The sequence below is a fragment of the Pantoea ananatis PA13 genome (assembly GCF_000233595.1).
In the GTDB taxonomy this organism is placed as follows: domain Bacteria; phylum Pseudomonadota; class Gammaproteobacteria; order Enterobacterales; family Enterobacteriaceae; genus Pantoea; species Pantoea ananatis.
This window is the reverse complement of the sequence record NC_017554.1, coordinates 3,368,680-3,390,352: the sequence shown is the minus strand read 5'-3', so window position 1 is coordinate 3,390,352 and position 21,673 is coordinate 3,368,680. Positions and strand designations below refer to the sequence as shown.

Here is a 21,673-nt window from a genome sequence, read left to right as displayed (position 1 = left end):
CTATCTCCTGTAGTGGTTACTGGCCCGGGCACGTAGCATTGCGTCGGCCTGCCTGTAAGCTGCATTGGCAATAAGCTCCTGCTCTCTGCTATCAATTGAAAGCGGAATGCTGGCTAGTGCTTTTGCTGCAAAATAATCACGAAGCGTCATTCCAGACTGTATGCGCCTATACTCATCAACAGTTTTTGGAGCAAATGTTTGGAAATCCGCATTTGGTATCGGGAATGCATATCCACCCGCTTCTTCACTCATACAACCCCCTAAACAAACGCATAAACACACACTCCCATAACCGCAAAGACTGCCCAGCCTAGCCAATAGTTGTCAGTGGATATCATGGGAGTGCTCCAGTAAAAAGGCCGCCTAAGCGACCTATTTGATTTCAATATCTGGGATGATTACGGACGGCTTAAACACTACTCGATAGTGGTATTCACTGGCATTGACTGGCTGCATTTGCTCCATAAACCAAGTCACGTTGTCTGATAGACCGAGCATGTGCTTTTTGTAAGTGTTCGGACCAACTTTACAGACAACACCCAGGGTTTTATCGGTGCTGGAATTGTCTTTGGAGCAAAGGCCCTCAATGGTGAGGATATAGTCGCCGGTGATGCCGTTGTAGAACACGAACCGCCGGTTAACTTCGAAGTTGTCAGAGGCTGTTGACAGGTTCCGGCTGGCAACATCGCTGGCGCTATCGCAACCTGCAAGAATTAGCATTCCAACCACCGTTATTATTTTTTTCATTCCACCCTCACTTAACAATGTGCGTTGCGTCCTTGCGGACAGCTCTGTGACCTGCCTGATACAAGGCAACCTCTGGCAAACAAGCTGACCCACTCTCATGCTTACTACGCAGAGAAGGAGAGTTGATTGCGCGGGAGACTGTCAGGCTGCATCCGGTGCCAGCTACTGCGATTTTGCGTGCCAGTCGGCCGTCTGCATTAGCTTGATCACGCAGAGCAGCACGGCGCTCTCTGCGACGATTCTTGGCCGTATCAGAGGCCAGATAAGTGACGACTATTGTCATGGTGTACCTCCGGTAATTGGCTTAGCGATACTCTGCATTGCTAAATCAACTCGCCCCGCCAGCCACTGTGGTGGCGGGGCACACTCCTCGATCTTGAAAGTTTTCAGTCTTCACTGTTACCTGTTACATAACACCTCCTGATTTGTATGCCGCGCATGTTAGCCAGCGGCTTGGCATAGAATTGTCTCAGGTGAAAGAGCGCTGGCCTGTTTCAATCCAGCGATTTAAATGGCTTCTCAGTCCGGCAGCTTTATCTGGTCCTTAGCTCCACCATTCTCTTTCCCAAAGCCAACTGCACTTTGGTTCCCGCATTTCGGCGGGACATTCCCATCAATGTTAAAGAGCGCCGACATCCTGTCGTTTGTTGCTGTGCTTCGTGCTGATGGATTTAATTTAAGATTTCTTTAGTCGCGCGTCAAGACCAAAATCAAGATAACTTAAATAAATTTAAGAGAATTAAGTAAGACTATGAATTTAAGACGAAAAAAAAGCGCCGAAATGGCGCTTAATTGAAGTGTAAATTTTTAGTCAGTAATTTTTCCTGAGGATTTTAGGCTGGCGTAGTTGGGGATGTAGTTTTCTGGCCTCTGGCTGCACATAGATGCAAACTGCATTACGTTCTGCGTTCCGCTGGGCGAATAGGCTATCTGCGCATCGCTGTTTGCTTTCACAGGATCGGAACGATAAATATTAACCAAATCATCTACCTTGCTACGCTTCATATTGAGCTTCTCGGCGGCATCATAAGCGTTTTGCACGAGGCCTGTCATTCCGGCAGCCTCGGCTGCGGCGGATGAGTAGAGCACTGCTGTTGCCATGCAGAAGTTGTATTTAACATCTGGCTGGCTTGATGCGTCCCTGGTGGTGGCGGCGCTATTAAATCCAAGTACAACTAAAGCGAGCAACCAACACTTCATCTTTTCCTCCTGTATCTGCGGTGCTCAATCATTGTACCAATTATACGCACGGGTTCGTGATCTGACCTAATTGTCGGAAAATCATCGTTGAGAGGTACGAGTTCAAAAACGTCCATCCCATTTATATACCCACGAGGTCTGTATTTTTTAAAAAGAGCCTCTTCATCCCCGTTCTTGGCCACTACAAAGTCGCCAGGAAGGGGCTGAACTTCAGGATCAACAACAATGGCATCACCGTCCATGAATTCAGGCTCCATCGATTTCCCTTTGATAATCAAGGTAAAAGCCGAATCTGATAGGTCCATGTTGGTATGTAAAAAGTCTATTTCACCTTCAATGTTTCGAATGCTGCATTCGGCAGTCCACGTGCCGGCCTGCACATAACTGATGATAGGAACAAGTCGGGTATCGATTGTCGAAAGCGCGACGTTGGATTCTGAATCCTCCCCATGAAGTATGTAAATGGGGTTACAACCAAGTGCGTCTGTAAGTTTTAGAAGATTGTCTCCTTTCGGTGCGGTTTCATCTTTCTCCCACTGGGAGATAGCTACGTTTGATACGCCAACCTTAGCGGCCAGCTCCTTCTGCGTCAGGTGAAGTTCTTTGCGTCTCGCGCGGATGCGATCGCCAATGGTCTCTGTTCTCATAGTTAAGACATCTTAATTCTACTTGACTAAAGTTTCCTTTAGTGGATAATTTAAGTGTTCTTTATTAAATTCGGAGCGAGTCAATGTATAAAAAACACGTTATAGACCACTTCGGAACCCAGCGAGCCGTCGCTAAAGCTTTAGGAATTAGTGACGCTGCAGTTTCTCAGTGGAAAGAAATTATCCCAGAGAAAGACGCCTACCGACTGGAAGTCGTTACAGCTGGCGCCCTGAAGTACCAAGAAAAGGCCTATCGCCAGGCAGCTTAGTTTCACCGCTCTTTAAAAATTTGTCGCCGCTCCCGCCGAAATGCAGGAGCAACCCTAAGTTAGCCATAAGGCTAATCAATATTGTGTTAACTAAAAGGAAGTATCACATATGGAAATCGCAAGCTATCGCAAGAAAGCGCGTCAGATCGAAAGCCAGTTACTCAGCAAGTTAGCTGAAAACGGTCAGGTGTCTCTCGCGAAGGTGCTGGAAATGAACGAGGCAGCTGTAAGCCGAATGAAACGCCCATCAGGGAAGCAGAAATACAGCTTCTTCCAGGTGATGAGCCTGGTAATGGCTTATCTCGACGTCGTAGCGCCGGATTCAGAGATTGCGCAGAGGCTGTTGAGAATTGAGCAGTTGCTGACAAAAGAAAAGGCCCCAAACGCTGGAACGCTTGAGGCCTGATGCGAAATGACCGAATCAATTCACAGGAGTAATTATGCACGAACCCGGTGACGAATACCAGGTACTTACAGAAATGAAAGTGCCTGATTCTTATAAAAGGAAAGGCTTTGTCTATGTCCTGAAAAATGAATATATGCCTGACATCTACAAGATAGGCATGACTACCAACTGTCCTGACTTAAGGGCTAAGGAGATTTCATCAACCACAGGAGTTCCAACTCCCTTCACTGTTTTAGCCGCATACCACTCAAAAAGCCCCAAGGCAGATGAAAGGATGATTCACGAAGCCTTTGCTGGGTTTCGCGTTAGTGAGAAACGTGAGTTCTTCAAGCTCGATGAGCATGCACTTTATAGCCTCCTCAATGAGCTTAGAGCGTTAGTCGGCCCAGAAAGAAATGCGGACGCAGCTGAGCTTGCATTGTACGACTCAATAATTTCCTTCCACAAGGAGGACCCTATAGACCTTGATGCTGAGCTTATGGAGGCTGGCTTAGGTGGCTATTGTGGAGAGGAACGATCTGCAACCAATTTTTTAATCCGGCTCGGAATTAGCCAGATGAAGAGCATCATCTCCCACAAGCTCGCTACCGTGGTTATCGACTGCTATGGCCAAGTATCACTGATAAAAAATCTTGAAACACAATGGGAGGAATCGCGCCATGATCAGCAATGTTCAGAAGGTTGATTTCTCCAACCGCAAAACCTTACTAGATAAGCCAGGGGGTCATGTGGCCGACCTTGAAAACGGCTATCTGCGACTGGCTAATCAGATTCAGGATGCACTCTGCAAGGTTGAGCTATCAGGGCGTGAGTTCCGCGTTCTGAACTCAATTATCCGCCTGACATATGGATGGTCAAAAAAAGAGGACAGGATAACTAACAGCCTCATTGCTGAAACCACTGACCTGAGTGTTAAGCACTCATCGGAAGCGGTGAACAACCTTGCTGAGCGGAAGATTCTGATCCTGAGACGCATAGGGCAGACACGCTATATTGGAATCAATACAGATTTAGGGAAATGGGCTTACAAGAAGCCGGTGGCAACGGTAAATACTCCCGAAAAAATGGGCTCCCCAACCATCCCTGAAAAAGGGGATATCCATCCCCGAAATCAGGGAGAGGTATCCCCGAAAAAAGGGAACACCAAAGACATTCTTCCAAAGACAGATAAACAATTAAAACCCCCTAAATCCCCCAAGGGGGAATCACCAATGTTTGACCCTCTCTCGATACCTGTTCCTGAATGGCTGAATCAGAAGGCATGGCATGAATGGGTTCAATATCGACAGGAAGCCAAGAAGCCAATCAAGACTGAAATGACGGTCACCAAGGCGTTTGGCGTTCTGAAAGACTGCCTAGATAACGGGCATGACCCGGTAGATGTGATAAACGCGAGTATTGCAAACGGCTATCAAGGCCTGTTTAAACCTAAGTTTCCAATTCGCAAGCAATTACCAGTTCAGCAACCATCGCAGCACTGGAACAGCCGAGAATCCTGGGAGAACGAATTCCTATGAGAAATCTTGTATCAGCAATTCAAAACCGTGACGCAGGCGCACTGGCAAGAATCGCCGGTGACGGGCCTCAGCCGGTAGATCGTGGTGTTAACGAGCATGTTGAACGCCTGGTTGACGCGCTGTTTGCCAACCTCAAGCAGGTATTTCCGGCATCTGTGAGCACCGCCTGGAAAGACCCGCGTGATGAGGCAAATGCTAAGCGCCAGTGGATCGCCGCATTCGCCGAGAACGGCATCAGCAACAAAACGCAACTTTCGGCTGGAATGCGTTTCGCCCGCGCCAACGGATCACCGTTCCTGCCATCACCAGGCCAGTTTATTGAGTGGTGCAAGCAGGGCGATATCCGCGCCGCTGGCGTTCCGGGCGACGAAGAGCTTTATGAAATGTTCCGGGTGTTCTGTCGTGACCGCGGCATTTACGATTGCAGCGAGAATTTCCCCTGGCAAAGCAATGCCTGCTTTCACATCGTGACGGCAGTGTATAACCAGATGCGTTCTTTCAACCTCTCTGACGCCGAGTGTCGTAAGCGACTGAACGAAGAGGCCCGCAAGATGACTCGCCGCATTGAGGCCGGTGAAGATATCCCACCGCCGCGCAAGCAAATCCCGCTGCTTCACATTCCGCTTACCAACGAGAAAGGCCTGGACCGCATCGCAGAACTGCGTCGTAAGCATGGGCTGAGGAATTAATCATGAATGAATCGACACGAATTTGCTTTGAGCGTCTGTATCGCAGTGTTCACGGTGACAAGCATAATCTGACTCGGTCACATCTTGGCTATCAGGACGCCATCGTAGATCGGGCTTTTTTCTTCTGGCTGGAAGGGTTGGAGAGTGCCGCATGACACAGGTAACACAGCTAATCATCGCCCCGTCAAGCGATCGGCAAATCAGCAACCTAATCCGCGGCATCTTAGATATTGCGACAAAGCGACCAGCAAACACTGAAACACTTAAGCACATCCACACACTGGCAGCAGAAGCTATTGCCATGATGGACTCACGCCAGCAGCCGGTTAAACCAAAGAGAGGGGGAGGGTCATAGGATGAGAGTGAAATTATTAAACGATGGCGGTTTCCGGTTTATGAAAGGCATTGCGCTTCCTGTTGAAATTAAAGCTGAACAGCATTCTTTTCTGGATGGCGCAGTGCATGTAAATACGCAAGACCTAATTGAAATAGGGGCGGGTTTAACTTGTAAAATGCTTCCAAGATGGTCGTTTCATAGCGATGAATTCGAGCTTATTAGTGAGGAGGACTCATGCGCCAACTAACCGCCAGTGAAGCAAGCAACGATGAGATGGAGCGGCAGAGGTTTGAGGATTGGGCTACCGAAGGAATGAGCGAGCTTCACAAAATGATATTTACTGAAAGATTTGGAATGCAAATCGGTGGGAATTACAAGAACAGTAAATCAAGGCTTCAATGGGAAGCATGGCAGGCAGCATTGAAAAGCAAGCAGGGGGAAGTATGAGTGATGTTGCGCCTAAATTCCCCGAGCTACCTGTTGAGGTTCAGGTCGCGTTAATCAACGCCGCTTCGAGTCTTGCTTCAGCAAAGATTGCTGGCATTTCAATCAGAAATGATTACAACTCTAAGCACGACTTCTTCAAAATAGAGTATGAGCGCATTTGTGACGCACTTTACAAAGAGAATAGGGGTAGAACATGAACAACGTCATCCCACTCCGACCTGACCCACTTCGCAATCTCTACGAACTCATCGATAAACTAAACGACACCGAACTGACGATATCTCAGCAGTCAATCACTGATGAGGCCTTAGCGTTGGTGCAGAAGATAATTGAGGCCAGCCATGCAAATCGAGCTGATCAAATCGGCAGGGGGGGTTTTCACCCCAGCGCTTGAGTCTGACATACCCCGCCTTACCCGATTCAAGAACGGCGAGCAGTACACAGCCGAAATCAAGCTGACCCGCAACCCCGCATTTCATCGAAAAGCTTTCGCATTCTTCAATTTCTGCTTTCAGCACTGGGCTGCTGACAGGGCAGGGCTAGAGCATGCCGATGAAACGACACAGTTCAACCGATTTCGCAAAGACCTCACAATCCTGGCAGGTCATTACGACATGGTGACGAACATCCGTGGCGAGGTGAGGGCCGAGGCAAAGAGTCTGGCTTACGGGAGTATGGAACAGGAGGAATTCGAGCGCTGTTATTCGTCGCTAATCAACGCGGCCATAAAGCATGTATTCGCCGGCACCAAAGACCAGAACATCATCAACCAGCTTCAATCCTATTTCTGAGGGAAAGATGACACCCTTCACCGACATATCAGCAGCAATCGAAGAAGCTGTATGGCTTTCCCATATCTACCGAAAGGCGCATTGCGTTTATCAGCGTTTCGATGGGCTTATGGAGGTCAGGCCAGAGCATCCCGACCGCAATCCAATGTATACCACTGGAGCGCCGGGCATAGTAACCACTGAATACGGGAGTGCAGCATGAGAACCCATTGGACCAAAGAGAAAACACAAAGGCTCATCGAGCTATTCCCGTGCATGACCAACAAGCAGATAGGCGCAAGGCTGCGTGTTGCACAGGAATCAGTAAGCAGCAAAGCGCAACAGTTAGGGCTGAGCAAGTCACCAGAGCATCTTGCTAAGGTTCGAACCAAGGCGCTGTCAAAGCGAAAAGGGAGAAAGCAATGCGACTCACGCCTTTTACCCACGACCCCGTAGACACCGCAACAGCCGACGAACTCCTCTCCCGATACAAACTCCGAAACATCCAGGCAACCAAGACGCTCGCATTCGACCCGCGACTCTGGATTGTCACTGCGATGTTGCCGGAGTACAGGGAGGAGCCAATACCATCCAGGCAGTATCAAAACCCAATGTGGAGCAGGTTATGAATGACCGCTGCTGCCGATGTCACACCATCCTCACCTCAGAGGATAAGTATCACTACGGAGCTAACTGTGAATCTTGCGAGTGCGATATCGAATGGGAGAACCATGAGCGACACAACCCAATCAAGTCAGCCTACTGGCGATGGCGCGCAATCTGCTACTGCCTGCGCGTTCTGCGGTACTACCCTGGCAGACTCACAGGTTTATTGCTGCACCGCCTGCGAGGTAACGCTGATGCTTGATCCAAATTACCGTTTATCAGGAGAAGACAATGGCTGAGTTAAAAGCAGGTGGAATGGCAATTTTTATTGCCGGGCCAACAGAACTTCTAGGGCTTCAGGTCGATACCATGCGATATGTAAGCCCTGGCGAGTCGATAACACTGCCTACAGGATTCCGGATGCGGAATGCATGGAAGGGGCGCTGGTTAATACATAACGAAAGGATATTTGTGACGCTGGGCAATGGAAAAGTTCTTGATGACTACTGCCTCTGCCCTGGAAGCTGGTTGATGCCTATCGACGGCGACGACTTCCAACATGAAGATGAGAGACATAAGGAACTGACACATGGCTAAAGGCTTAAAACAGCCGAAGCCGAGAAAATGCAAAATCTGTCCTGAAAAGTTTGTCCCCCGCAACAGCCTTCATACCACTTGCTCACAACAATGCGCCATACAGTTAGCCAAGCAGCAATCAGAACGCCGTAAGTTACAGCGGGAGAAAGCTGAGCGCGCCGCATGGAATAAACGCAAAGCCGATATGAAACCGTTAAGCCACTGGATTTCAATGACCCAGCGTGCGTTTAACGATTACATCCGTGCGAGAGATGGAGATGTCTGTATAAGCTGCGGGAGCACAACGGCGGTCAGCTACCACGCCGGTCACTACAGGACCACTGCAGCGGCTTCGCAGTTACGTTTCAACGAGGACAACACTCATAGCCAGTGTGCATCCTGTAATACCCACCACTCTGGCAACATCGGACCCTACCGCATCAACCTCATTGAAAAAATCGGCATTCAGCGCGTTGAGGCGCTCGAATCAGACAACAACCCTCACCGATACACCCGTGATGAACTGGACGCGATTAGAGCGCGATACAGGGCTTTGACACGTGCATTGGTTAAGCAGAGAGAAGCAGCATGAGCAAGTTAAGAGTTCGATTTTCAAATGCGCACTTCATGAATGCCGAGCATCGGCCATCGCATGGGCCCCAGTCTTGGCCATGGTGGCGGCAAATATCCTTTTCACTCGTAAGCCTAACCATTCACTCACCGTCGTCCGGAAAGCGACTCTGGATTTACACCAGGTTTGGCGCTTTATATGCCGAATACTATATCGATCGTAGGTCATCATTATGACCGAATACCTCAAAGCCAAATGGAGAAAGTTAATTTTCCATTTCCGGCCAATTTACCCAGTAATTCAGCCAGCACACATCCAAAGTTGGGATGCGATGCCACGCAGAAAACGCAGGAGAAAGCCATGAAAGTTATTAACTTTGATAGTGGTATAGAGCAAGTCAAAGCCACGCTTAAAAATCAGCCAACACTTTCCATCCGTGAGATTCAACACATCTTCATGTGCTCACTTCCAACTGTCCGCAAGGCGATCAAGGCAATGATAGACCTTGGCGTCATTTACGAAATCAACGGCTATCAGGGCAAGCGCTATGTCAAAGAGTCGCCCAGTGAGAGGCAATTGCAGGAGATGGAGCGAATCCGCGAGCGTGAATTAGCGCGGCGAGAAGCGCGGCGCAATACCCGAACCATGGTGTTTCTGTGCAAAGGAAAAACCACTGAAGGCAATCGCATCTTCCAGGAGTGCAAAACACATAGCCCCATACAGCGCATGGATGACCTTCTTCGAGGCGTAAGGATTAGCCATGGATGACCTCCGGCAATACTGGCAATTACTCCGACTCAGCAGCAAAGCATTAAACATCCCATTCAGCACCGATTACTCCCTTCTCCAGAAAAAATCCAGACTAAACAGAGGTAGCCATGAAGAGCGATCAGTTCACTCAACTGACAGACTGCGCACGCAAGTCAGAAATGAAAAAGCGTTATCTCGGGAAGGTGGAGAGCATTACACCTTTGCAGCGCACATGGGTTCGTTGCCTGCTGAATACATGGGGTGAAAAGTACGGCGGTAGCGTCGGGCCGGATGGCGGCAAGATAAACGTGATAGGCCGGTTGATGATTCGTGGTGAGTGGAGCGAAAGGGAGGCGGAGCGAATCAAGGAAGTCGTAAACGCACTTCATGAACAGGGTTACACCGGCACAGAGTTATTCCTCAAAGCGAAGCAAATCATCTCTCCTCAAAACACTGTCAGCAATCTTCTCGACCGCGCCAACGAACAGGAAGATGCCGACCTTGTTGAATCCGTAATCTGTCGTATCTTTGCAGCAAACAATCCGATCCGACTGGTGGCTATTAAATACCATTGCGAACGCAAGTGCTCGCAAGATATTGCCACTGACCTCGCCAGGCTGACCGGCATTGATGTTCAGTCGGCATGGCGTAGGGTGAAATGGTGCCGGGAATTGCTTGAGGAAAGCGTTTATCATGCCATAAAGCGTGAACTGGACGGCATTGTGCAACAAAGTGCTGCCTAAATGTTGCATCATGCAAAAAATATGTTGAAAACGCGAAATGAGACTGCTAGATTTGTGCTATGCTCGTGACATAGTACGTTGAGCAACAGAATTGATTCAGCAACTTCTCCCGCAACGAAGGCTGAAAATAAAAGCCCTCCAGAGCTCACCACCTGGCAGGGCTTTTTTGTTTTGGTGAATTTGCTCTGGGCAGACGTGCCGGTCAGTTAATCGCAATAGCGTCAGAGCACTAATTACAAAGGGTAGCCATGTGCGGCCTTTTTGTTATGCACGGAATTTCTGAAATCGCTCTCTCGCCAAGAGTCAGACAGACAAATACCCTCTCATGTACAGCTGTGACCACGGGTTAGAGCGATTTTAAAAAGACAAAACCCCGCATTAGCGAGGCTTCGTGAAAATGGGCGACCGCAAGTAGTTGGAGCTACCGGCGGCCATCTTGCTCATGGGATTTAGTCACGAACAAAGACCGAGGCCCATCTCGTCTGATCAGACACCAAGACGATATATCGGATTTGTTCAGCACTCAATGTCCTTAATTCTTATTTTGAACAAATCCCCAAATCTATGGGGTAGAGCATGTTCCGCATGAATACACAAAACGGTTTCTGGCCTTATCTATGGTCTGGAATGACAGGATTTTTCGCCATGCTAACACTTCAGGACGTACTTTTTGCCCTGGGTTTTGCCATTACGGCGACCTTCACCTGGCTAACCTACCGATCGAACAACAGAAAAAATCAGGCTGCGATTGAAGAAGATCGCAAGCGTACCGACATCCTCAAGGCTGCTTATGCCCGTGGCGATGTAACCAACATTGCCGAAGCAAACAAGATCGTCAGAAGTATCGATACAGAGATGAAATCCCCTGACGTAGATCCGCCTGAGTCAATCTGAAGAGAAAACCATGGCAATGTCCCCGCAATTACGTAACCGGCTCAGTGCCGCCATGCTGGCCCTGATTGCTGCGGGGGCTTCAGCACCAACCCTGATGAAGCAGTTCCAGAGCGAGAAAGAAGGCAGTCGCTTATTGGCCTATCAGGATGCTGGCGGGCTCTGGACTATCTGCGGCGGCGTGACTTATGTCGACGGCAAGCCAGTTGTTAAGGGTATGAAGCTGTCACAGCAACAGTGTGATCGGATTGATGCTATAGAGCAGCGAAAAGCACTCGACTGGGTTGATCGCAATGTCAAAGTGCCGCTGACCGAAGTGCAGAAGGTTGGCATCGCGTCTTTCTGTCCGTGGAATATAGGGCCGGGGAAGTGCCTGTCATCGACGTTCTATAAGAAGCTCAACAGCGGAGACCGTAAAGGCGCCTGCGCCGAGATGCGCCGCTGGATTTATGACGGCGGTAAAGACTGTCGCATCCGGTCCAATAACTGCTTCGGGCAGGTGGCACGCCGTGACCAGGAATCAGCGCTGGCCTGCTGGGGATTAGACCAATGATATCCCGGATTAAGTGGGGTGCAGTATGCATCGCTGTGATGCTCCTGCTGATAATCATCCTGGGCGTCACGGTAAAGATTCAGTCGTCATCGAAAGCTGTCATTGCCGAGCAGAACAAGCAGCTCGCCCAGGAACGTGATTCCGCTCAGGCCGTCACGAGCAACGTGATTAAAGCCACATCTCTCTTTAACGATATTGCGCAGGCCACCCATGAAGCGAATCAGCAAAGCGATGCCGAAAGCGATCAGCGCGTGGTCATCATTCGCCAGTCGGTCAAAGATGATGCCTGCGCTAAGTTACCTGTTCCTGCCGCTGCTTCTGGCGAGTTGCGCGCGCACGTCGACAAATTACGTAACGGTGCCACCGGTTCCAATTCCGGTAAATCTGACCGCTGACTGCTACATCCCTGCAATACCCGATCCGTTTACCTGGGGTGACAGTCTCACGCTGAATGAGCAGCTGCTGAAATCGTTAGAGAGCTGCAACCGCGACAAGGCAGCCATCAGGAAAATCGAATTATCTCGACAGGATAAATCACAATGACCGTTCGATTGAAAGTTAAATGTGACTTCATTCAGGAGACTGAAGGGAAAAGTCAGACAGTCCACATGAGCCCGTCTGAGGCTGAAGGGGAAGCCTCACTGTGGAAAAAGAGCGATAAATTCATCGTTCACATTTCCAATCCGACACTCTTTGGCAAGCTGGTAACCGGTGAGGAATACACCCTAGACATCACTCCGGCAGACTGACCATGTCAAAATTCATTCAATGGCTGATAAGCCTGTTCATCCATCCCAAGCAAGAGACTAAAACCATGTCAGAGCCACTAAACGACAATGCAGTACAGGTTAGCAATGCTCAGCCATCCTCAATCAGAGCGCCGCAGCAGATTACCGTTACTGCCTCTGATGGTGCTATCGCGGTGCCTGTCCAGGAAGCAAAGGCCGGCGTTAAAGACTTCGAAGCGGCACTGAGATTTGTCGAGAGTGGCGTGGTTCAGTTAGGTGCAGCGGCGAAAGATGAGCTGAAAGCGCTGGCAGTGAAGTATTTATAAAATTCTGCAAAAGGCTTTCACTGAGAGCCTTTGACAGAATAAACACACTGTATTGGATGCCTGTGGTCTCGGAAATCACGGCACAGATATAAAACAATCCAGCAGGAAACTCTAAAATGACTCAACGCGTAATCGCTCAAAACGGTTCGACTACCACCGTAGCAACTTCATCTGACCTCCCCGTGGCGGCTACTGCAAGCACTGCTGGCCTGGTTAAGCAAATGACATTCACAGCTCAGCTTTCAGCTGCACCAACACAGGCAGACTTCAACAGCCTGCTGACCAAGTTGATTGCTGCAGGTCTGATGGCGGCAAGCTGATAACGCATAATCCCCAATTAAAGGGGTGCATTCAATCGAAGTGCTGTAAGAGTAAGTATCATGGCTACATGTCGGTTGTACTGCAAAATCAAATTCCGTTGGTGGGTGCGCCCGCTGATCATTGCAACAGGCATGTGGCTATCCATTACTCGGCTGCCAGTTGATCAGCATGTGTTGTGCTGCTTCATCAACCGGTACGGCATAAAGAAAACATTTCTCTTTGAGAGGGAGGGCTAATGGATTGCAAATTAGTAAGTCACTACAAAGTTTTGATCATTACATATGAGATGATTGCTGACGGACGAGGCCCTATCCATTGCGGAAATCAAAAAGACCCAAATCCTTTAATTCAGAGCGGTTTCTTGATTTACGAAAATCTTAACCGAGCAATGGAAGGAATAAACCTTGCGGAAGTCATAAAGTTCGTAATTGAACCTCAATACATTAGCGAGAAATAACATGGCAAAGCTCACCGACAAACAAGAGCTGTTTGCCCGTGAGTCAAGACCGATTGCGGCTGAAAGCTTTATCTCGGCATTCCATCCATACAACCGCTTAACTCCTGCAGAGGGAGTTCATGACTGGGTGCATCGCAACATCATTGCTGATACAGGGGCCCTCCATAATCCTGACCATGCGCATCTTGAGGGTGCAGATATTGCTTTTTTGTGGGCTCAGCATGGTTTCACAAAGAAGGGGCGCACTGTAGTAGGCCAGGCTGAAGAGGTGATGTTTCGTGCAGGCGGCTGGCAAAAGGCGCGCATGGAACAGCAGATGAATGAATGGTTCGGGCACAAGCCGGATTACGTAATAACTCTTGCTGCTGACTTTTGCTCTCAGTGCAGTGACCTGGAGTTTTGTGCGCTGGTTGAGCATGAGCTTTACCACATCGCACAGGAAAGGGATGAGTTTGGCGCTCCGAAGTTCTATCGCGACAGTGGAATTCCGAAGCTCTGCATCAGGGGGCATGACGTCGAAGAGTTCGTCGGAGTTGTCCGCAGGTATGGAGCAAGCGCAGATGTGCAGGAGTTGGTTTATGCAGCCAACAGCCCGGCAGAGGTAGCGAAAATAAACATAGCCAGAGCATGCGGAACATGCCTCATGAAATTGGCTTAGCAATCATACTGAATTATACGGATGGTGAAACATGGCATCACTCAAACCTGAAGTGAAAGCCTTCATTGTCCAGCAGCTTGCATGCTTTGATACGCCCTCACAGATAGTTGAGGCCGTACAAAATGAATTTGCGTTACAGATTACTCGCCAGCAAGTGGCGTCACATGATCCGACAAAAGCTGCTGGTGTTGCGCTGGCTCAAAAGTGGCGAGACCTTTTTAACTCCACCCGCGCGCGATTTCAAAGCGAAATATCTGAAATCCCCATTGCAAATAAAGCATACCGGCTTCGCGTACTCGACCGCATGACGGTTAAAGCTGAGGGAATGCGAAACATGGCGCTGGCTGCATCACTGATGGAGCAGGCTGCTAAGGAGGTCGGCGATGCATATACCAACAGGCTCAAGGTTGAAAGCACAGGTGCCGATGGTGGTCCGATACGTTATTCAGACATCACCGAAGAAGAGTTAGACGAACGCCTTAAGGAGCTTGGTCATGGTCGACACAGATCACAGCTCGCTGAGAAACAGGCAGACTCTTGAAGCATTCAAGCGCCGGGCCATAGCCGAAGCACGACAGTCCCTCATGGGCTTCACGCTCTACACCAACCCACTGTATGAAACTGGCTGGTTTAACGAGTTACTGTCTGCTGAGCTTGACCACTTTCTGGCTGAGGTTGAGGCGGGGAATATGCCTCGCCTGATGATATTCGCGCCTCCACGCTCTGGTAAAAGCGAGAAAGCATCGCGCCGTTTCCCGGCTTATGTGCTGGGGAAGCATCCAGACTGGAACGTCATAGCCTGTTCATATTCCTCTGATCTCGCTAACCGCATGTCACGCGACACGCAGCGTATCGTTGGCTCGAAGAAATATTCTGACGTGTTCCCCGACACAGCCCTTCCATCAGGCCGATCTGGTGCCGGCGGTGCTATTCGCACGGCTGAGCTATGGGAAGTGGTTAACGGTAATGGTGAGCTTCACGGAGGCTCTTACCGTGCTGCAGGCGTTAACGGGGGCATTACCGGCCAGGGTATGAACATCGGCATCATTGATGACCCGGCCAAAGATTACAAAACAGCAGCATCGCCCACCTATCAGGAGGCGGTGATTGACTGGTACGACACCACGTTCTTTACGCGTGCTGACCCGAAGATAAACGGGATCATCATCATCCTCACCCGCTGGCATCAGAATGACCTTGCCGGCCAGTTGCTGAAAAAGGCCGAAGAAGGCGGTGAGCAGTGGCGCGTTGTCAGTTTCCCAATGGAGGCTGAGAAAGAAGAAGTTCATGAGCTGAATGGCAAAAAATACCTGTTGCGCAAGCCGGGCGAAATATTGTTCCCCGAGCGAATGCCTCAGGACTTCGTCGATAAGGCTAAGCAGCGCGGATCGCTTGTATGGAATGCCCTGTATCAGCAGCGCCCAACCGCCAAAGGTGGCGGACTCATCAAATCAGAGTGGTTTGGTGAGTACAAAGAGCTGCCCCCCATGAAGTGGCGCGCCGTATATGGAGACACCGCGCAGAAAACCAAAGAGGTCAATGACTTCTCGGTATTTGAGCACTGGGGGCTTGGCGTGGATGGCTACATGTACCTGATAGACATGATTCGCGGCAAGTGGGAATCCGACGAGTTAAAGCGTCGGGCGGTGGCCTTCTGGAATGCCTGTAAGCAGGTGAAAAACGGCCCGCTCCGCCACATGGCAATAGAGGATAAAGCATCCGGCACAGGCCTGATACAGAGCATCCGCAAAGATGCCGTATGCCCTGTTAAAGCTATTCAGCGCGACAAAGACAAATATACCCGCCTCATGGATACGCAGGGATATATCGAGTCAGGTTACATCAAGCTTCCATCTGATAAGCCCTTCATCAACGACTTCCTCGTCGAGATGGAGGCGATTAACCCTGAGTTTAACACCCATGATGACCAGCTGGATCCAATGATGGACGCCATCACTGAGATGAAAGCTAAAGCGGGCATTCTGTTCCATATTCCTGACGAGATACTGCAATGACAAGACGCACGAAGACTGCGCAGGCCCCTCGGCGGGAACTGGTTAAAATTACGCAGGCACATTTAGACGGCGCATCATCAGCAAACGACGCGCAGCAGTATGCCGAGTTTAAACGCGCTGAGCCGCTTCCTGGTGTGGTTCCTGATACTCAACGAGAAACTGTGCTGGCGATGGACGCCACGCCTTACGATATGCTGAACAGCATGTCAATAGGCACTGAGTATTCCGGTTTCCGTGGCTACCCCATTCTGGCCGCCATGTCTCAGCAGGTCGAGTATGCCAACATGCATACCGTCATGGCCGATGAGATGACGCGTAACTGGATTGAGGTTAAAAGCCGTACGGATGGCGACCCTGATATCGATCTGATGGAGCAGGCGCTTGTTAAGTTCGACGTAAAACGCCTGATTCACGAAGCGGTCAAGCAGGACTCCATGTTTGGCGTGGCGCACATCTACATTGATACCGGCGCGGATGAGAAAGAGCTGCAGAAGCCGCTATTCCTTGACCCGCGTAAAATACCAAAGGGCTCTCTTAAGGGGCTACGTTGCGTTGACCCGACCTGGATTTATCCGGCGATGTACAACACGCGCTTTCCCCTTGCTGCTGATTATTACAAACCGCAGGCGTGGTACGTGATGGGTCAGACGCTGCATGAGTCACGTTTCATCGACATCATCAGTCGCCCGGTGCCTGACATCCTCAAACCTTCCTACGTGTTCGGTGGGCTGTCACTGACGCAGCTGATGGAGGACTACGTTACCGACTGGCGTGATGCCAAGAAGAACGTGATCAAGATTCTCCGCTCTCTGCGTATGCGGGCGCTGAAAACGGATATGGATGCGCGCCTGCAGGAGCCCGGCCAGTTCGATAAACGCATACAGATGTTCACCAAGTACCAGGACAATTTCGGCATCTGGGCGCTGGACATGAGTGAAGACCTGCTTCACATGCAGACCTCTCTCAGTGAGCTGTCCAACCTGTTATCGAACTATCAGGACCAGATGTGTATCCCGGCGCGCATCACCAACCTGAAGCTCCTGGGTAACGCTCCTGCGGGCCTGAACGCTTCTGGTGACTCAGAGCTTGAGACGTGGCATGAAACAATCTCAGGGATGCAGGAGCGTGATATACGCCGTGCCCTGGAGAACATCTTCAAGATTATCCAGCTCTCCGAGTTTGGTGATATCAAAGATGACATTTATTTCGAGTTCCGCCCACTGGATGAGCTGAGCGAGAAAGAGAAGGCTGAGATTGCGAAAATGCGCGTCGAAACGGTGGCAACCGCTGCTGATTCTCAACTGGTCGATTCCGAAGAGGCCCGTGACGCGCTGAAGTCCATTGAAGGCGCTGGCTTCGAAAATCTGGATGGTGATTATGAACCGGAAGAAGACGAAGAGTCTGAAACCAGTGAACTACAACGCGGGAAACATCCGGTGGTATCAGCGAGAGCTGCTCAGAACGATACGTGAGATGAATGACGATGTGCGCGAGCAGGTCGTCACCATCATGCTCGACAATCCAATGGCTCAGGACTCGCTTGCGATGGATGCCAACCCTGTGGAGCTTGTTGGTCGCGCTATCAAAGCGCTGGCGAAAAAGTGGATTGACCGGTTCATTGAAAAGGCCATTCCCACGGCATCCGATATCGCTGACCGCACGCAGGAAGCGGTTGATCGCGGAATTCTTGCATCCGCCCGCAAAGACTCGCTGGTTATCAACCTGCAATGGACTGAAGCCATGCTGCAAAAGCGCGACGCTATTATTGCTGAGAACGTGGCGCTGATTCGCTCTATCCCGGAGAAATATTTCACCGAGGTTGAGTCTATGGTGTTTCGCTCGATTGCAAAAGGTGGCGACCGCAAGCAACTGGCTGATGAGATTCAGCGCGAGTTTGGCAAGCGCAATGGCATCACCAGGCGGCGCGCAGAGTTCATTGCACGCGATCAGGTTCGCAAGGCTACCAGTGCATTATCCAATGCGCGGCAGCAGACGGCAGGAATCAAGAAAGGTATCTGGCTGCACAGCGGCGGCGGCAATCATCCTCGTCACAAGCATGTGTTGGCGAACGGTAAAGAGTTTGACCTCGACAAGGGGTTACCGATTGGCGACAAAGGTCAGTATGTCCTGCCTGGCGAGGAAATTGGTTGCGGCTGCACATGGAAGCCACAATTACCGTTTTAAACATCAAACATCATCAGGGTCACTTCGGTGGCCCTTTTTTATTGCCTGAAGAAAGGTAATCCAATGCCAGTACATCAAAAAGACGGCAAGTGGTATTGGGGTTCGAAAGGGCCATTCGATACACAGGAAAAGGCTGAAGAGGTTGAGCGCGCCGCTTATGCCAATGGCTACGCCCGTGATTCTGCATTCGCATTCGACAGGGCAAGCGTGCGCACTTATGACGCGGATGGAAAGCTTCACGTAGAACTAACCCCAATCAGCAAGGCTAATGTCTGCGTCTACTACGGCAAAGAAATCCCCGGCTGGCAGGAGCTTGGGCTTGAACCTGAAAAAGCTTACCGCCTCCTGCGCGACCCTGAAGAGCTCCGCAAGGCCGCAGACACGTTTAACAATCAGCCGCTGCTGAATACGCATATCGCCGTCACCATTACCGACCCGCCTAAAGACGCCATTATCGGCTCAACGGGTGAAAGCGCTGAATTCGACGGCACCTACCTGAAAAACTCAATGGTCATATGGGATGTGAATTCCATCATCGGCGTTGAGAACAAGCAGCAGCGCGAAATTTCATCCTCATATCGCTACAGGCCAGACATGACCCCAGGCGAGTTTGAGGGAGAGGCATACGATGGCGTCATGCGTGACATCGTTTGTAACCACGTGGCAATCGTGCCATCAGGCCGGGCAGGCCCGGATGTATTTGTATACGACTCACAACCGACAGGACTCAAACTGATGTCAAAAATCCAGAAACTGATGGCGCTCTTTAAGCCCCATCTGGCGAATGACGCCAACCCTGAAGAGATGGAAAAGAAAGTCGAAGCCATCATTAAAGATGAAGACGACGGCAAGAAAAAAACCGCTGAAGACGAAATGACCGAGGAAGAGAAGAAAAAGCTCGCCGAGGATGAAGAGTCTGAAAAGAAAAAGGCTGAAGATGAGGCCGAGGAAGAGAAAAAAGAGAAAGAAAAAATGGCTAACGACAGCAAATTAGCCATGGACGCCGCGGTTAAAGCTGTCGAGCAGCGATTTATTGACCTGCGCAAAGCTGAGCGCGATGTGCGCCCGGTAGTAGGCGAACTGGCCTGTGACAGCGCTGATGAGGTTTACCGCACTGCCCTGAAGCAACTGGGCTGCGAAGAACACACATCTATACCATCAGCTGCGTTGAGCTCGGTGTTTAAGGCCTATGCCCGCACGCCGGCTATGGCTCGGGACTCAGCGCCGATCAACCACTCTTCACGCGAAAACGTTAAAAACTTCTTTGAGGGCAAATAACAATGGCTTTCCAGACGAGCGTTAACATTTACTCTGGCGTTGGTCAGGCTGGTCAGCCTGCATCAAACAGCCCAATCATCGCCGCAGCCGGTGGTCCTGGTGCATTCCAGGCTGGCGCAAGCGGTCTGGTCATGGCCCGTTTCGCATGGCGTGACGGAACCAACCCTCTGCTGCTGAACAACACCGGTACCGGCAAGCCTGTTGGTTTTATCTACAACAACGCCAATGCCACTATCGGCTATCTGCAAAATACCAGCATGACCATCCCGGCAGGCCGTGAGGCTTCTCCTGTGGTTGGTGGTGACTTCTGGGCGCTGGCGGCTACTGATGCCACTGTAGGCCAGAAAGTATTTGCTGTGCTGGCAGACGGCACGCTGAAGACTGGCGCGGCAGGTGCGACCATTTCGGGCGCTGTAGAGACTGACTGGTACGTCTCTTACGCGGCGACCACCGGCAACCTGATCATCATTTCTACCTGGAGCAAAGCATAATGCCTCAACTGACTCAGGCTGATTTCGCGGCCTTTAAAGCGGAAGCCGAATCCCGTGGCGTTTATCTGCCCGCTTCGGTAACCAAATTCGCAATGGATGCTGACCCGCAGCCGAGCCTGACAGCTAACGGCGGCATCCCGGCAATCGTTTCAACCTTCATTGACCCTGAAATCGTGCGCACCATCTTCGCCAAACAGAAGGCGGTGGACATTCTGGGCGAGAAGAAAAAAGGTTCGTGGGCGCAAGACACCATGATGATCCAGCGCGTTGAGCAGTCTGGTGATGTGGTGGCGTATGACGATTACAGCGAACAGGGTGCCAACCAGGTTACCTCTCGCTGGGAAAACCGTCAGGTGTACCGCTACCAGACCATGGTCACCTATGGTGAACTTGAGCAGGAGCGTTATGGCCTGGCAATGCTGCCATACGTTGCTGAGAAACAGCGCGCCGCTGCCTGGACCATGAATCAGGCACAGAACAAGTTTTACTTCTACGGCGTCAATGGCCTGCTGAACTACGGCATTTTGAATGACCCGTCACTGCCTTCTCCGCTGATTCCGGCAACTGTGGGAGGCGCAACGCTGTGGTCTGCCAAACAGGTCATCGATATCTACAACGATATCCTGGCGCTGTACGAAGACCTGATCACCCGCACCAATGGTGCAGTTGGTGACGGCGTTGACATGGCCTCTCCTCTGGTTCTGGCGATGTCGCCTAAAGCATCGGTGTGGTTCAAGAAGTCGAACGAAGTGTTCGGAAACTCCGTTGAGAAGATGGTCAAAGACACTTTCACCAACATCACCATCGAAGTTGCTCCGCAGTACAGCACTGATGCAGGTGAGCTGGTGCAGATGTTTGTTCGCACCGCACAGGGTCAGGATGTCGGCTACTGCGCATACAGTGAAAAGCTGCGTGCTCATCCGGTCATCACCATGACCTCAAGCTGGAAGCAGAAGCACTCCGGCACCACTTACGGCGCGGTTATCACGCAGCCTTTCCTGTTCGCACAGATGCTGGGCGTCTGATCAACCGGGGCTGTTTTGGCCCCTCTAATTCGTGGAGTAACACATGGCAGACGAAATCTTAAACCCGCAGCCTGAAGAGCAGATCACACCACCTGAAACTCAGGAGCAGGAAACCACCACCAAAAAAGCAAAAAGTAATCGCGCCGGCAAAACCGAGTCATATGTTGTTGGCTGCAAACTGCCAGCCGGACTTCGCATTGGGGAAGGAGCTAATCGCGTTGAGCTAAAAGGTGCAAACCACTCTTCGCTGATTAACGGGTTTGGCCTGACCTCTGGCGTACCGGCAGATGTATGGGATGCATTTGAGAAGGCGCACAAAAATCATCCGCTGATTCGCAACGGCATCGTTTTCGCGGTATCCGATGAGACTTCAGCGCGTGACGCCGCCCTTGAACGCGCAGGCGTGAAGACCGGCCTGGAACAGGCCAATGCCGCCGCTGCCGGAGTGGAAGACCTCAAAGAGGACTAAAT

Annotated in this window: 35 protein-coding genes; 30 read left to right on the top strand and 5 right to left on the bottom strand. The window is 50.7% G+C overall.

Going from position 1 to position 21,673, the window contains the following annotated elements; genetic code table 11:
* The 5 genes from PAGR_RS16055 to PAGR_RS16040 all read right to left on the bottom strand — a co-directional run bounded on the left by PAGR_RS16055 (position 1) and on the right by PAGR_RS16040 (position 2,594).
* Complete coding sequence (locus tag PAGR_RS16055; protein WP_014606395.1) at positions 1-252, bottom strand: hypothetical protein; 252 nt, start codon at positions 250-252, stop codon at positions 1-3.
* A 120-nt stretch (positions 253-372) separates the two neighbouring features.
* Positions 373-747: a beta-sandwich lipoprotein gene (locus tag PAGR_RS16050; RefSeq protein ID WP_014606394.1), complete on the bottom strand. Its 375-nt coding sequence runs from the start codon at positions 745-747 to the stop codon at positions 373-375.
* 7 nt (positions 748-754) lie between these two features.
* A complete protein-coding gene (locus PAGR_RS24455) occupies positions 755-1,030 on the bottom strand; it encodes a transcriptional antitermination N peptide (protein WP_014606393.1) in 276 nt (91 codons plus the stop codon).
* A gap of 524 nt (positions 1,031-1,554) precedes the next feature.
* Positions 1,555-1,947: a hypothetical protein gene (locus tag PAGR_RS16045; protein ID WP_044042426.1), complete on the bottom strand. Its 393-nt coding sequence runs from the start codon at positions 1,945-1,947 to the stop codon at positions 1,555-1,557.
* A complete protein-coding gene (locus PAGR_RS16040) occupies positions 1,944-2,594 on the bottom strand; it encodes a LexA family protein (RefSeq protein WP_014606392.1) in 651 nt (216 codons plus the stop codon). The genes PAGR_RS16045 and PAGR_RS16040 overlap by 4 nt, the downstream gene beginning before the upstream one ends.
* 83 nt (positions 2,595-2,677) lie before the next feature.
* Here PAGR_RS16040 and PAGR_RS16035 point away from each other — a divergent pair, with 83 nt between their 5' ends.
* The 30 genes from PAGR_RS16035 to PAGR_RS24180 all read left to right on the top strand — a co-directional run bounded on the left by PAGR_RS16035 (position 2,678) and on the right by PAGR_RS24180 (position 21,671).
* A complete protein-coding gene (locus PAGR_RS16035; protein ID WP_014606391.1) occupies positions 2,678-2,863 on the top strand; it encodes a Cro/CI family transcriptional regulator in 186 nt (61 codons plus the stop codon).
* A 109-nt stretch (positions 2,864-2,972) separates the two neighbouring features.
* Positions 2,973-3,269, top strand: a complete 297-nt coding sequence (locus PAGR_RS16030) for a CII family transcriptional regulator (protein ID WP_014606390.1) — start codon at positions 2,973-2,975, stop codon at positions 3,267-3,269.
* 34 nt (positions 3,270-3,303) lie between these two features.
* Complete coding sequence (locus PAGR_RS16025) at positions 3,304-3,954, top strand: GIY-YIG nuclease family protein (protein WP_014606389.1); 651 nt, start codon at positions 3,304-3,306, stop codon at positions 3,952-3,954.
* Positions 3,929-4,786: a replication protein gene (locus tag PAGR_RS16020; protein ID WP_080561256.1), complete on the top strand. Its 858-nt coding sequence runs from the start codon at positions 3,929-3,931 to the stop codon at positions 4,784-4,786. Before PAGR_RS16025 ends, PAGR_RS16020 begins: the two co-directional genes overlap by 26 nt.
* On the top strand, positions 4,783-5,475 hold the full coding sequence (locus tag PAGR_RS16015; RefSeq protein ID WP_014606387.1) for a replication protein P: 693 nt from the start codon (positions 4,783-4,785) through the stop codon (positions 5,473-5,475). The genes PAGR_RS16020 and PAGR_RS16015 overlap by 4 nt, the downstream gene beginning before the upstream one ends.
* Positions 5,476-5,477: 2 nt before the next feature.
* Positions 5,478-5,630 carry a hypothetical protein gene (locus PAGR_RS23920; protein ID WP_158307930.1) on the top strand — a complete coding sequence of 51 codons (153 nt, stop codon included), beginning with the start codon at positions 5,478-5,480 and terminating at the stop codon, positions 5,628-5,630.
* Between the two features lie 201 nt (positions 5,631-5,831).
* A complete protein-coding gene (locus PAGR_RS16005) occupies positions 5,832-6,059 on the top strand; it encodes a hypothetical protein (protein WP_044042421.1) in 228 nt (75 codons plus the stop codon).
* Positions 6,047-6,259 (top strand): phiTE_015 family protein, encoded by a 213-nt coding sequence (locus PAGR_RS16000; protein ID WP_044042420.1) that lies wholly within the window; start codon positions 6,047-6,049, stop codon positions 6,257-6,259. The genes PAGR_RS16005 and PAGR_RS16000 overlap by 13 nt, the downstream gene beginning before the upstream one ends.
* On the top strand, positions 6,256-6,456 hold the full coding sequence (locus PAGR_RS15995; protein WP_044042418.1) for a hypothetical protein: 201 nt from the start codon (positions 6,256-6,258) through the stop codon (positions 6,454-6,456). The genes PAGR_RS16000 and PAGR_RS15995 overlap by 4 nt, the downstream gene beginning before the upstream one ends.
* Before the next feature lie 144 nt (positions 6,457-6,600).
* Positions 6,601-7,050, top strand: a complete 450-nt coding sequence (locus PAGR_RS15990) for a DUF1367 family protein (RefSeq protein ID WP_014606386.1) — start codon at positions 6,601-6,603, stop codon at positions 7,048-7,050.
* 876 nt (positions 7,051-7,926) lie between these two features.
* Positions 7,927-8,232, top strand: coding sequence for a hypothetical protein (locus PAGR_RS15980; protein ID WP_014606385.1), 306 nt, complete (start codon positions 7,927-7,929; stop codon positions 8,230-8,232).
* Positions 8,225-8,803, top strand: coding sequence for a recombination protein NinG (locus tag PAGR_RS15975; protein ID WP_014606384.1), 579 nt, complete (start codon positions 8,225-8,227; stop codon positions 8,801-8,803). Before PAGR_RS15980 ends, PAGR_RS15975 begins: the two co-directional genes overlap by 8 nt.
* Positions 8,804-9,142: 339 nt before the next feature.
* The gene (locus PAGR_RS15970) at positions 9,143-9,550 is read left to right on the top strand and encodes a GntR family transcriptional regulator (RefSeq protein ID WP_044042416.1); all 408 of its coding nucleotides are present in this window, start codon (positions 9,143-9,145) and stop codon (positions 9,548-9,550) included.
* A 110-nt stretch (positions 9,551-9,660) separates the two neighbouring features.
* Positions 9,661-10,275, top strand: coding sequence for a hypothetical protein (locus PAGR_RS15965; protein ID WP_014606383.1), 615 nt, complete (start codon positions 9,661-9,663; stop codon positions 10,273-10,275).
* Positions 10,276-10,851: 576 nt separating this feature from the next.
* The gene (locus PAGR_RS15960; protein ID WP_014606382.1) at positions 10,852-11,169 is read left to right on the top strand and encodes an SHOCT domain-containing protein; all 318 of its coding nucleotides are present in this window, start codon (positions 10,852-10,854) and stop codon (positions 11,167-11,169) included.
* A gap of 10 nt (positions 11,170-11,179) precedes the next feature.
* On the top strand, positions 11,180-11,719 hold the full coding sequence (locus PAGR_RS15955) for a lysozyme (protein WP_014606381.1): 540 nt from the start codon (positions 11,180-11,182) through the stop codon (positions 11,717-11,719).
* Positions 11,720-11,757: 38 nt separating this feature from the next.
* Positions 11,758-12,114, top strand: a complete 357-nt coding sequence (locus PAGR_RS23760; protein ID WP_151243571.1) for a DUF2570 family protein — start codon at positions 11,758-11,760, stop codon at positions 12,112-12,114.
* The gene (gene lysC, locus PAGR_RS24450; RefSeq protein ID WP_444850723.1) at positions 11,999-12,262 is read left to right on the top strand and encodes an Rz1-like lysis system protein LysC; all 264 of its coding nucleotides are present in this window, start codon (positions 11,999-12,001) and stop codon (positions 12,260-12,262) included. Before PAGR_RS23760 ends, lysC begins: the two co-directional genes overlap by 116 nt.
* Positions 12,259-12,468, top strand: a complete 210-nt coding sequence (locus PAGR_RS15945) for a hypothetical protein (protein WP_044042414.1) — start codon at positions 12,259-12,261, stop codon at positions 12,466-12,468. The genes lysC and PAGR_RS15945 overlap by 4 nt, the downstream gene beginning before the upstream one ends.
* A gap of 2 nt (positions 12,469-12,470) precedes the next feature.
* Positions 12,471-12,773, top strand: coding sequence for a hypothetical protein (locus PAGR_RS15940; RefSeq protein WP_044042412.1), 303 nt, complete (start codon positions 12,471-12,473; stop codon positions 12,771-12,773).
* A gap of 116 nt (positions 12,774-12,889) precedes the next feature.
* Complete coding sequence (locus PAGR_RS15935) at positions 12,890-13,093, top strand: hypothetical protein (RefSeq protein ID WP_044042410.1); 204 nt, start codon at positions 12,890-12,892, stop codon at positions 13,091-13,093.
* Positions 13,094-13,552: 459 nt separating this feature from the next.
* The gene (locus PAGR_RS15925) at positions 13,553-14,209 is read left to right on the top strand and encodes a putative metallopeptidase (RefSeq protein ID WP_014606379.1); all 657 of its coding nucleotides are present in this window, start codon (positions 13,553-13,555) and stop codon (positions 14,207-14,209) included.
* 31 nt (positions 14,210-14,240) lie between these two features.
* A complete protein-coding gene (locus PAGR_RS15920; RefSeq protein WP_014606378.1) occupies positions 14,241-14,750 on the top strand; it encodes a DUF2280 domain-containing protein in 510 nt (169 codons plus the stop codon).
* Positions 14,704-16,224, top strand: coding sequence for a phage terminase large subunit (gene terL / locus PAGR_RS15915; protein WP_014606377.1), 1,521 nt, complete (start codon positions 14,704-14,706; stop codon positions 16,222-16,224). Before PAGR_RS15920 ends, terL begins: the two co-directional genes overlap by 47 nt.
* On the top strand, positions 16,221-17,696 hold the full coding sequence (locus PAGR_RS15910) for a phage portal protein (protein ID WP_014606376.1): 1,476 nt from the start codon (positions 16,221-16,223) through the stop codon (positions 17,694-17,696). The genes terL and PAGR_RS15910 overlap by 4 nt, the downstream gene beginning before the upstream one ends.
* A gap of 1 nt (position 17,697) precedes the next feature.
* A complete protein-coding gene (locus tag PAGR_RS15905; RefSeq protein WP_014606375.1) occupies positions 17,698-18,408 on the top strand; it encodes a phage head morphogenesis protein in 711 nt (236 codons plus the stop codon).
* Positions 18,409-18,471: 63 nt separating this feature from the next.
* Positions 18,472-19,686, top strand: a complete 1,215-nt coding sequence (locus PAGR_RS15900; protein WP_080561254.1) for a DUF2213 domain-containing protein — start codon at positions 18,472-18,474, stop codon at positions 19,684-19,686.
* Between the two features lie 2 nt (positions 19,687-19,688).
* Positions 19,689-20,177, top strand: coding sequence for a structural cement protein Gp24 (locus tag PAGR_RS15895; protein WP_014606373.1), 489 nt, complete (start codon positions 19,689-19,691; stop codon positions 20,175-20,177).
* On the top strand, positions 20,177-21,202 hold the full coding sequence (locus PAGR_RS15890) for a major capsid family protein (protein WP_014606372.1): 1,026 nt from the start codon (positions 20,177-20,179) through the stop codon (positions 21,200-21,202). The genes PAGR_RS15895 and PAGR_RS15890 overlap by 1 nt, the downstream gene beginning before the upstream one ends.
* Before the next feature lie 43 nt (positions 21,203-21,245).
* Positions 21,246-21,671 (top strand): hypothetical protein, encoded by a 426-nt coding sequence (locus PAGR_RS24180; protein ID WP_014606371.1) that lies wholly within the window; start codon positions 21,246-21,248, stop codon positions 21,669-21,671.
* Positions 21,672-21,673 lie beyond the last annotated feature (2 nt).

Bases quoted from the DNA above. Each gene is read 5' to 3' on its own strand.
- lysC (WP_444850723.1), top strand. From the start codon at position 11,999: ATGATGCCTGCGCTAAGTTACCTGTTCCTGCCGCTGCTTCTGGCGAGT.
- PAGR_RS15925 (WP_014606379.1), top strand. From the start codon at position 13,553: ATGGCAAAGCTCACCGACAAACAAGAGCTGTTTGCCCGTGAGTCAAGA.
- PAGR_RS15955 (WP_014606381.1), top strand. From the start codon at position 11,180: ATGGCAATGTCCCCGCAATTACGTAACCGGCTCAGTGCCGCCATGCTG.
- PAGR_RS15920 (WP_014606378.1), top strand. From the start codon at position 14,241: ATGGCATCACTCAAACCTGAAGTGAAAGCCTTCATTGTCCAGCAGCTT.
- PAGR_RS24180 (WP_014606371.1), top strand. From the start codon at position 21,246: ATGGCAGACGAAATCTTAAACCCGCAGCCTGAAGAGCAGATCACACCA.
- PAGR_RS15990 (WP_014606386.1), top strand. From the start codon at position 6,601: ATGCAAATCGAGCTGATCAAATCGGCAGGGGGGGTTTTCACCCCAGCG.
- PAGR_RS15890 (WP_014606372.1), top strand. From the start codon at position 20,177: ATGCCTCAACTGACTCAGGCTGATTTCGCGGCCTTTAAAGCGGAAGCC.
- PAGR_RS15980 (WP_014606385.1), top strand. From the start codon at position 7,927: ATGGCTGAGTTAAAAGCAGGTGGAATGGCAATTTTTATTGCCGGGCCA.
- PAGR_RS23760 (WP_151243571.1), top strand. From the start codon at position 11,758: ATGCTCCTGCTGATAATCATCCTGGGCGTCACGGTAAAGATTCAGTCG.
- terL (WP_014606377.1), top strand. From the start codon at position 14,704: ATGGTCGACACAGATCACAGCTCGCTGAGAAACAGGCAGACTCTTGAA.
- PAGR_RS16030 (WP_014606390.1), top strand. From the start codon at position 2,973: ATGGAAATCGCAAGCTATCGCAAGAAAGCGCGTCAGATCGAAAGCCAG.
- PAGR_RS15945 (WP_044042414.1), top strand. From the start codon at position 12,259: ATGACCGTTCGATTGAAAGTTAAATGTGACTTCATTCAGGAGACTGAA.
- PAGR_RS15960 (WP_014606382.1), top strand. From the start codon at position 10,852: ATGTTCCGCATGAATACACAAAACGGTTTCTGGCCTTATCTATGGTCT.
- PAGR_RS24455 (WP_014606393.1), bottom strand. From the start codon at position 1,030: ATGACAATAGTCGTCACTTATCTGGCCTCTGATACGGCCAAGAATCGT.
- PAGR_RS16025 (WP_014606389.1), top strand. From the start codon at position 3,304: ATGCACGAACCCGGTGACGAATACCAGGTACTTACAGAAATGAAAGTG.
- PAGR_RS15910 (WP_014606376.1), top strand. From the start codon at position 16,221: ATGACAAGACGCACGAAGACTGCGCAGGCCCCTCGGCGGGAACTGGTT.
- PAGR_RS16055 (WP_014606395.1), bottom strand. From the start codon at position 252: ATGAGTGAAGAAGCGGGTGGATATGCATTCCCGATACCAAATGCGGAT.
- PAGR_RS15975 (WP_014606384.1), top strand. From the start codon at position 8,225: ATGGCTAAAGGCTTAAAACAGCCGAAGCCGAGAAAATGCAAAATCTGT.
- PAGR_RS15900 (WP_080561254.1), top strand. From the start codon at position 18,472: ATGCCAGTACATCAAAAAGACGGCAAGTGGTATTGGGGTTCGAAAGGG.
- PAGR_RS15970 (WP_044042416.1), top strand. From the start codon at position 9,143: ATGAAAGTTATTAACTTTGATAGTGGTATAGAGCAAGTCAAAGCCACG.
- PAGR_RS16020 (WP_080561256.1), top strand. From the start codon at position 3,929: ATGATCAGCAATGTTCAGAAGGTTGATTTCTCCAACCGCAAAACCTTA.
- PAGR_RS16045 (WP_044042426.1), bottom strand. From the start codon at position 1,947: ATGAAGTGTTGGTTGCTCGCTTTAGTTGTACTTGGATTTAATAGCGCC.
- PAGR_RS16000 (WP_044042420.1), top strand. From the start codon at position 6,047: ATGCGCCAACTAACCGCCAGTGAAGCAAGCAACGATGAGATGGAGCGG.
- PAGR_RS15905 (WP_014606375.1), top strand. From the start codon at position 17,698: ATGAATGACGATGTGCGCGAGCAGGTCGTCACCATCATGCTCGACAAT.
- PAGR_RS16035 (WP_014606391.1), top strand. From the start codon at position 2,678: ATGTATAAAAAACACGTTATAGACCACTTCGGAACCCAGCGAGCCGTC.
- PAGR_RS23920 (WP_158307930.1), top strand. From the start codon at position 5,478: ATGAATGAATCGACACGAATTTGCTTTGAGCGTCTGTATCGCAGTGTT.
- PAGR_RS16005 (WP_044042421.1), top strand. From the start codon at position 5,832: ATGAGAGTGAAATTATTAAACGATGGCGGTTTCCGGTTTATGAAAGGC.
- PAGR_RS15965 (WP_014606383.1), top strand. From the start codon at position 9,661: ATGAAGAGCGATCAGTTCACTCAACTGACAGACTGCGCACGCAAGTCA.
- PAGR_RS15895 (WP_014606373.1), top strand. From the start codon at position 19,689: ATGGCTTTCCAGACGAGCGTTAACATTTACTCTGGCGTTGGTCAGGCT.
- PAGR_RS15935 (WP_044042410.1), top strand. From the start codon at position 12,890: ATGACTCAACGCGTAATCGCTCAAAACGGTTCGACTACCACCGTAGCA.
- PAGR_RS16015 (WP_014606387.1), top strand. From the start codon at position 4,783: ATGAGAAATCTTGTATCAGCAATTCAAAACCGTGACGCAGGCGCACTG.
- PAGR_RS15995 (WP_044042418.1), top strand. From the start codon at position 6,256: ATGAGTGATGTTGCGCCTAAATTCCCCGAGCTACCTGTTGAGGTTCAG.
- PAGR_RS16050 (WP_014606394.1), bottom strand. From the start codon at position 747: ATGAAAAAAATAATAACGGTGGTTGGAATGCTAATTCTTGCAGGTTGC.
- PAGR_RS16040 (WP_014606392.1), bottom strand. From the start codon at position 2,594: ATGAGAACAGAGACCATTGGCGATCGCATCCGCGCGAGACGCAAAGAA.
- PAGR_RS15940 (WP_044042412.1), top strand. From the start codon at position 12,471: ATGTCAAAATTCATTCAATGGCTGATAAGCCTGTTCATCCATCCCAAG.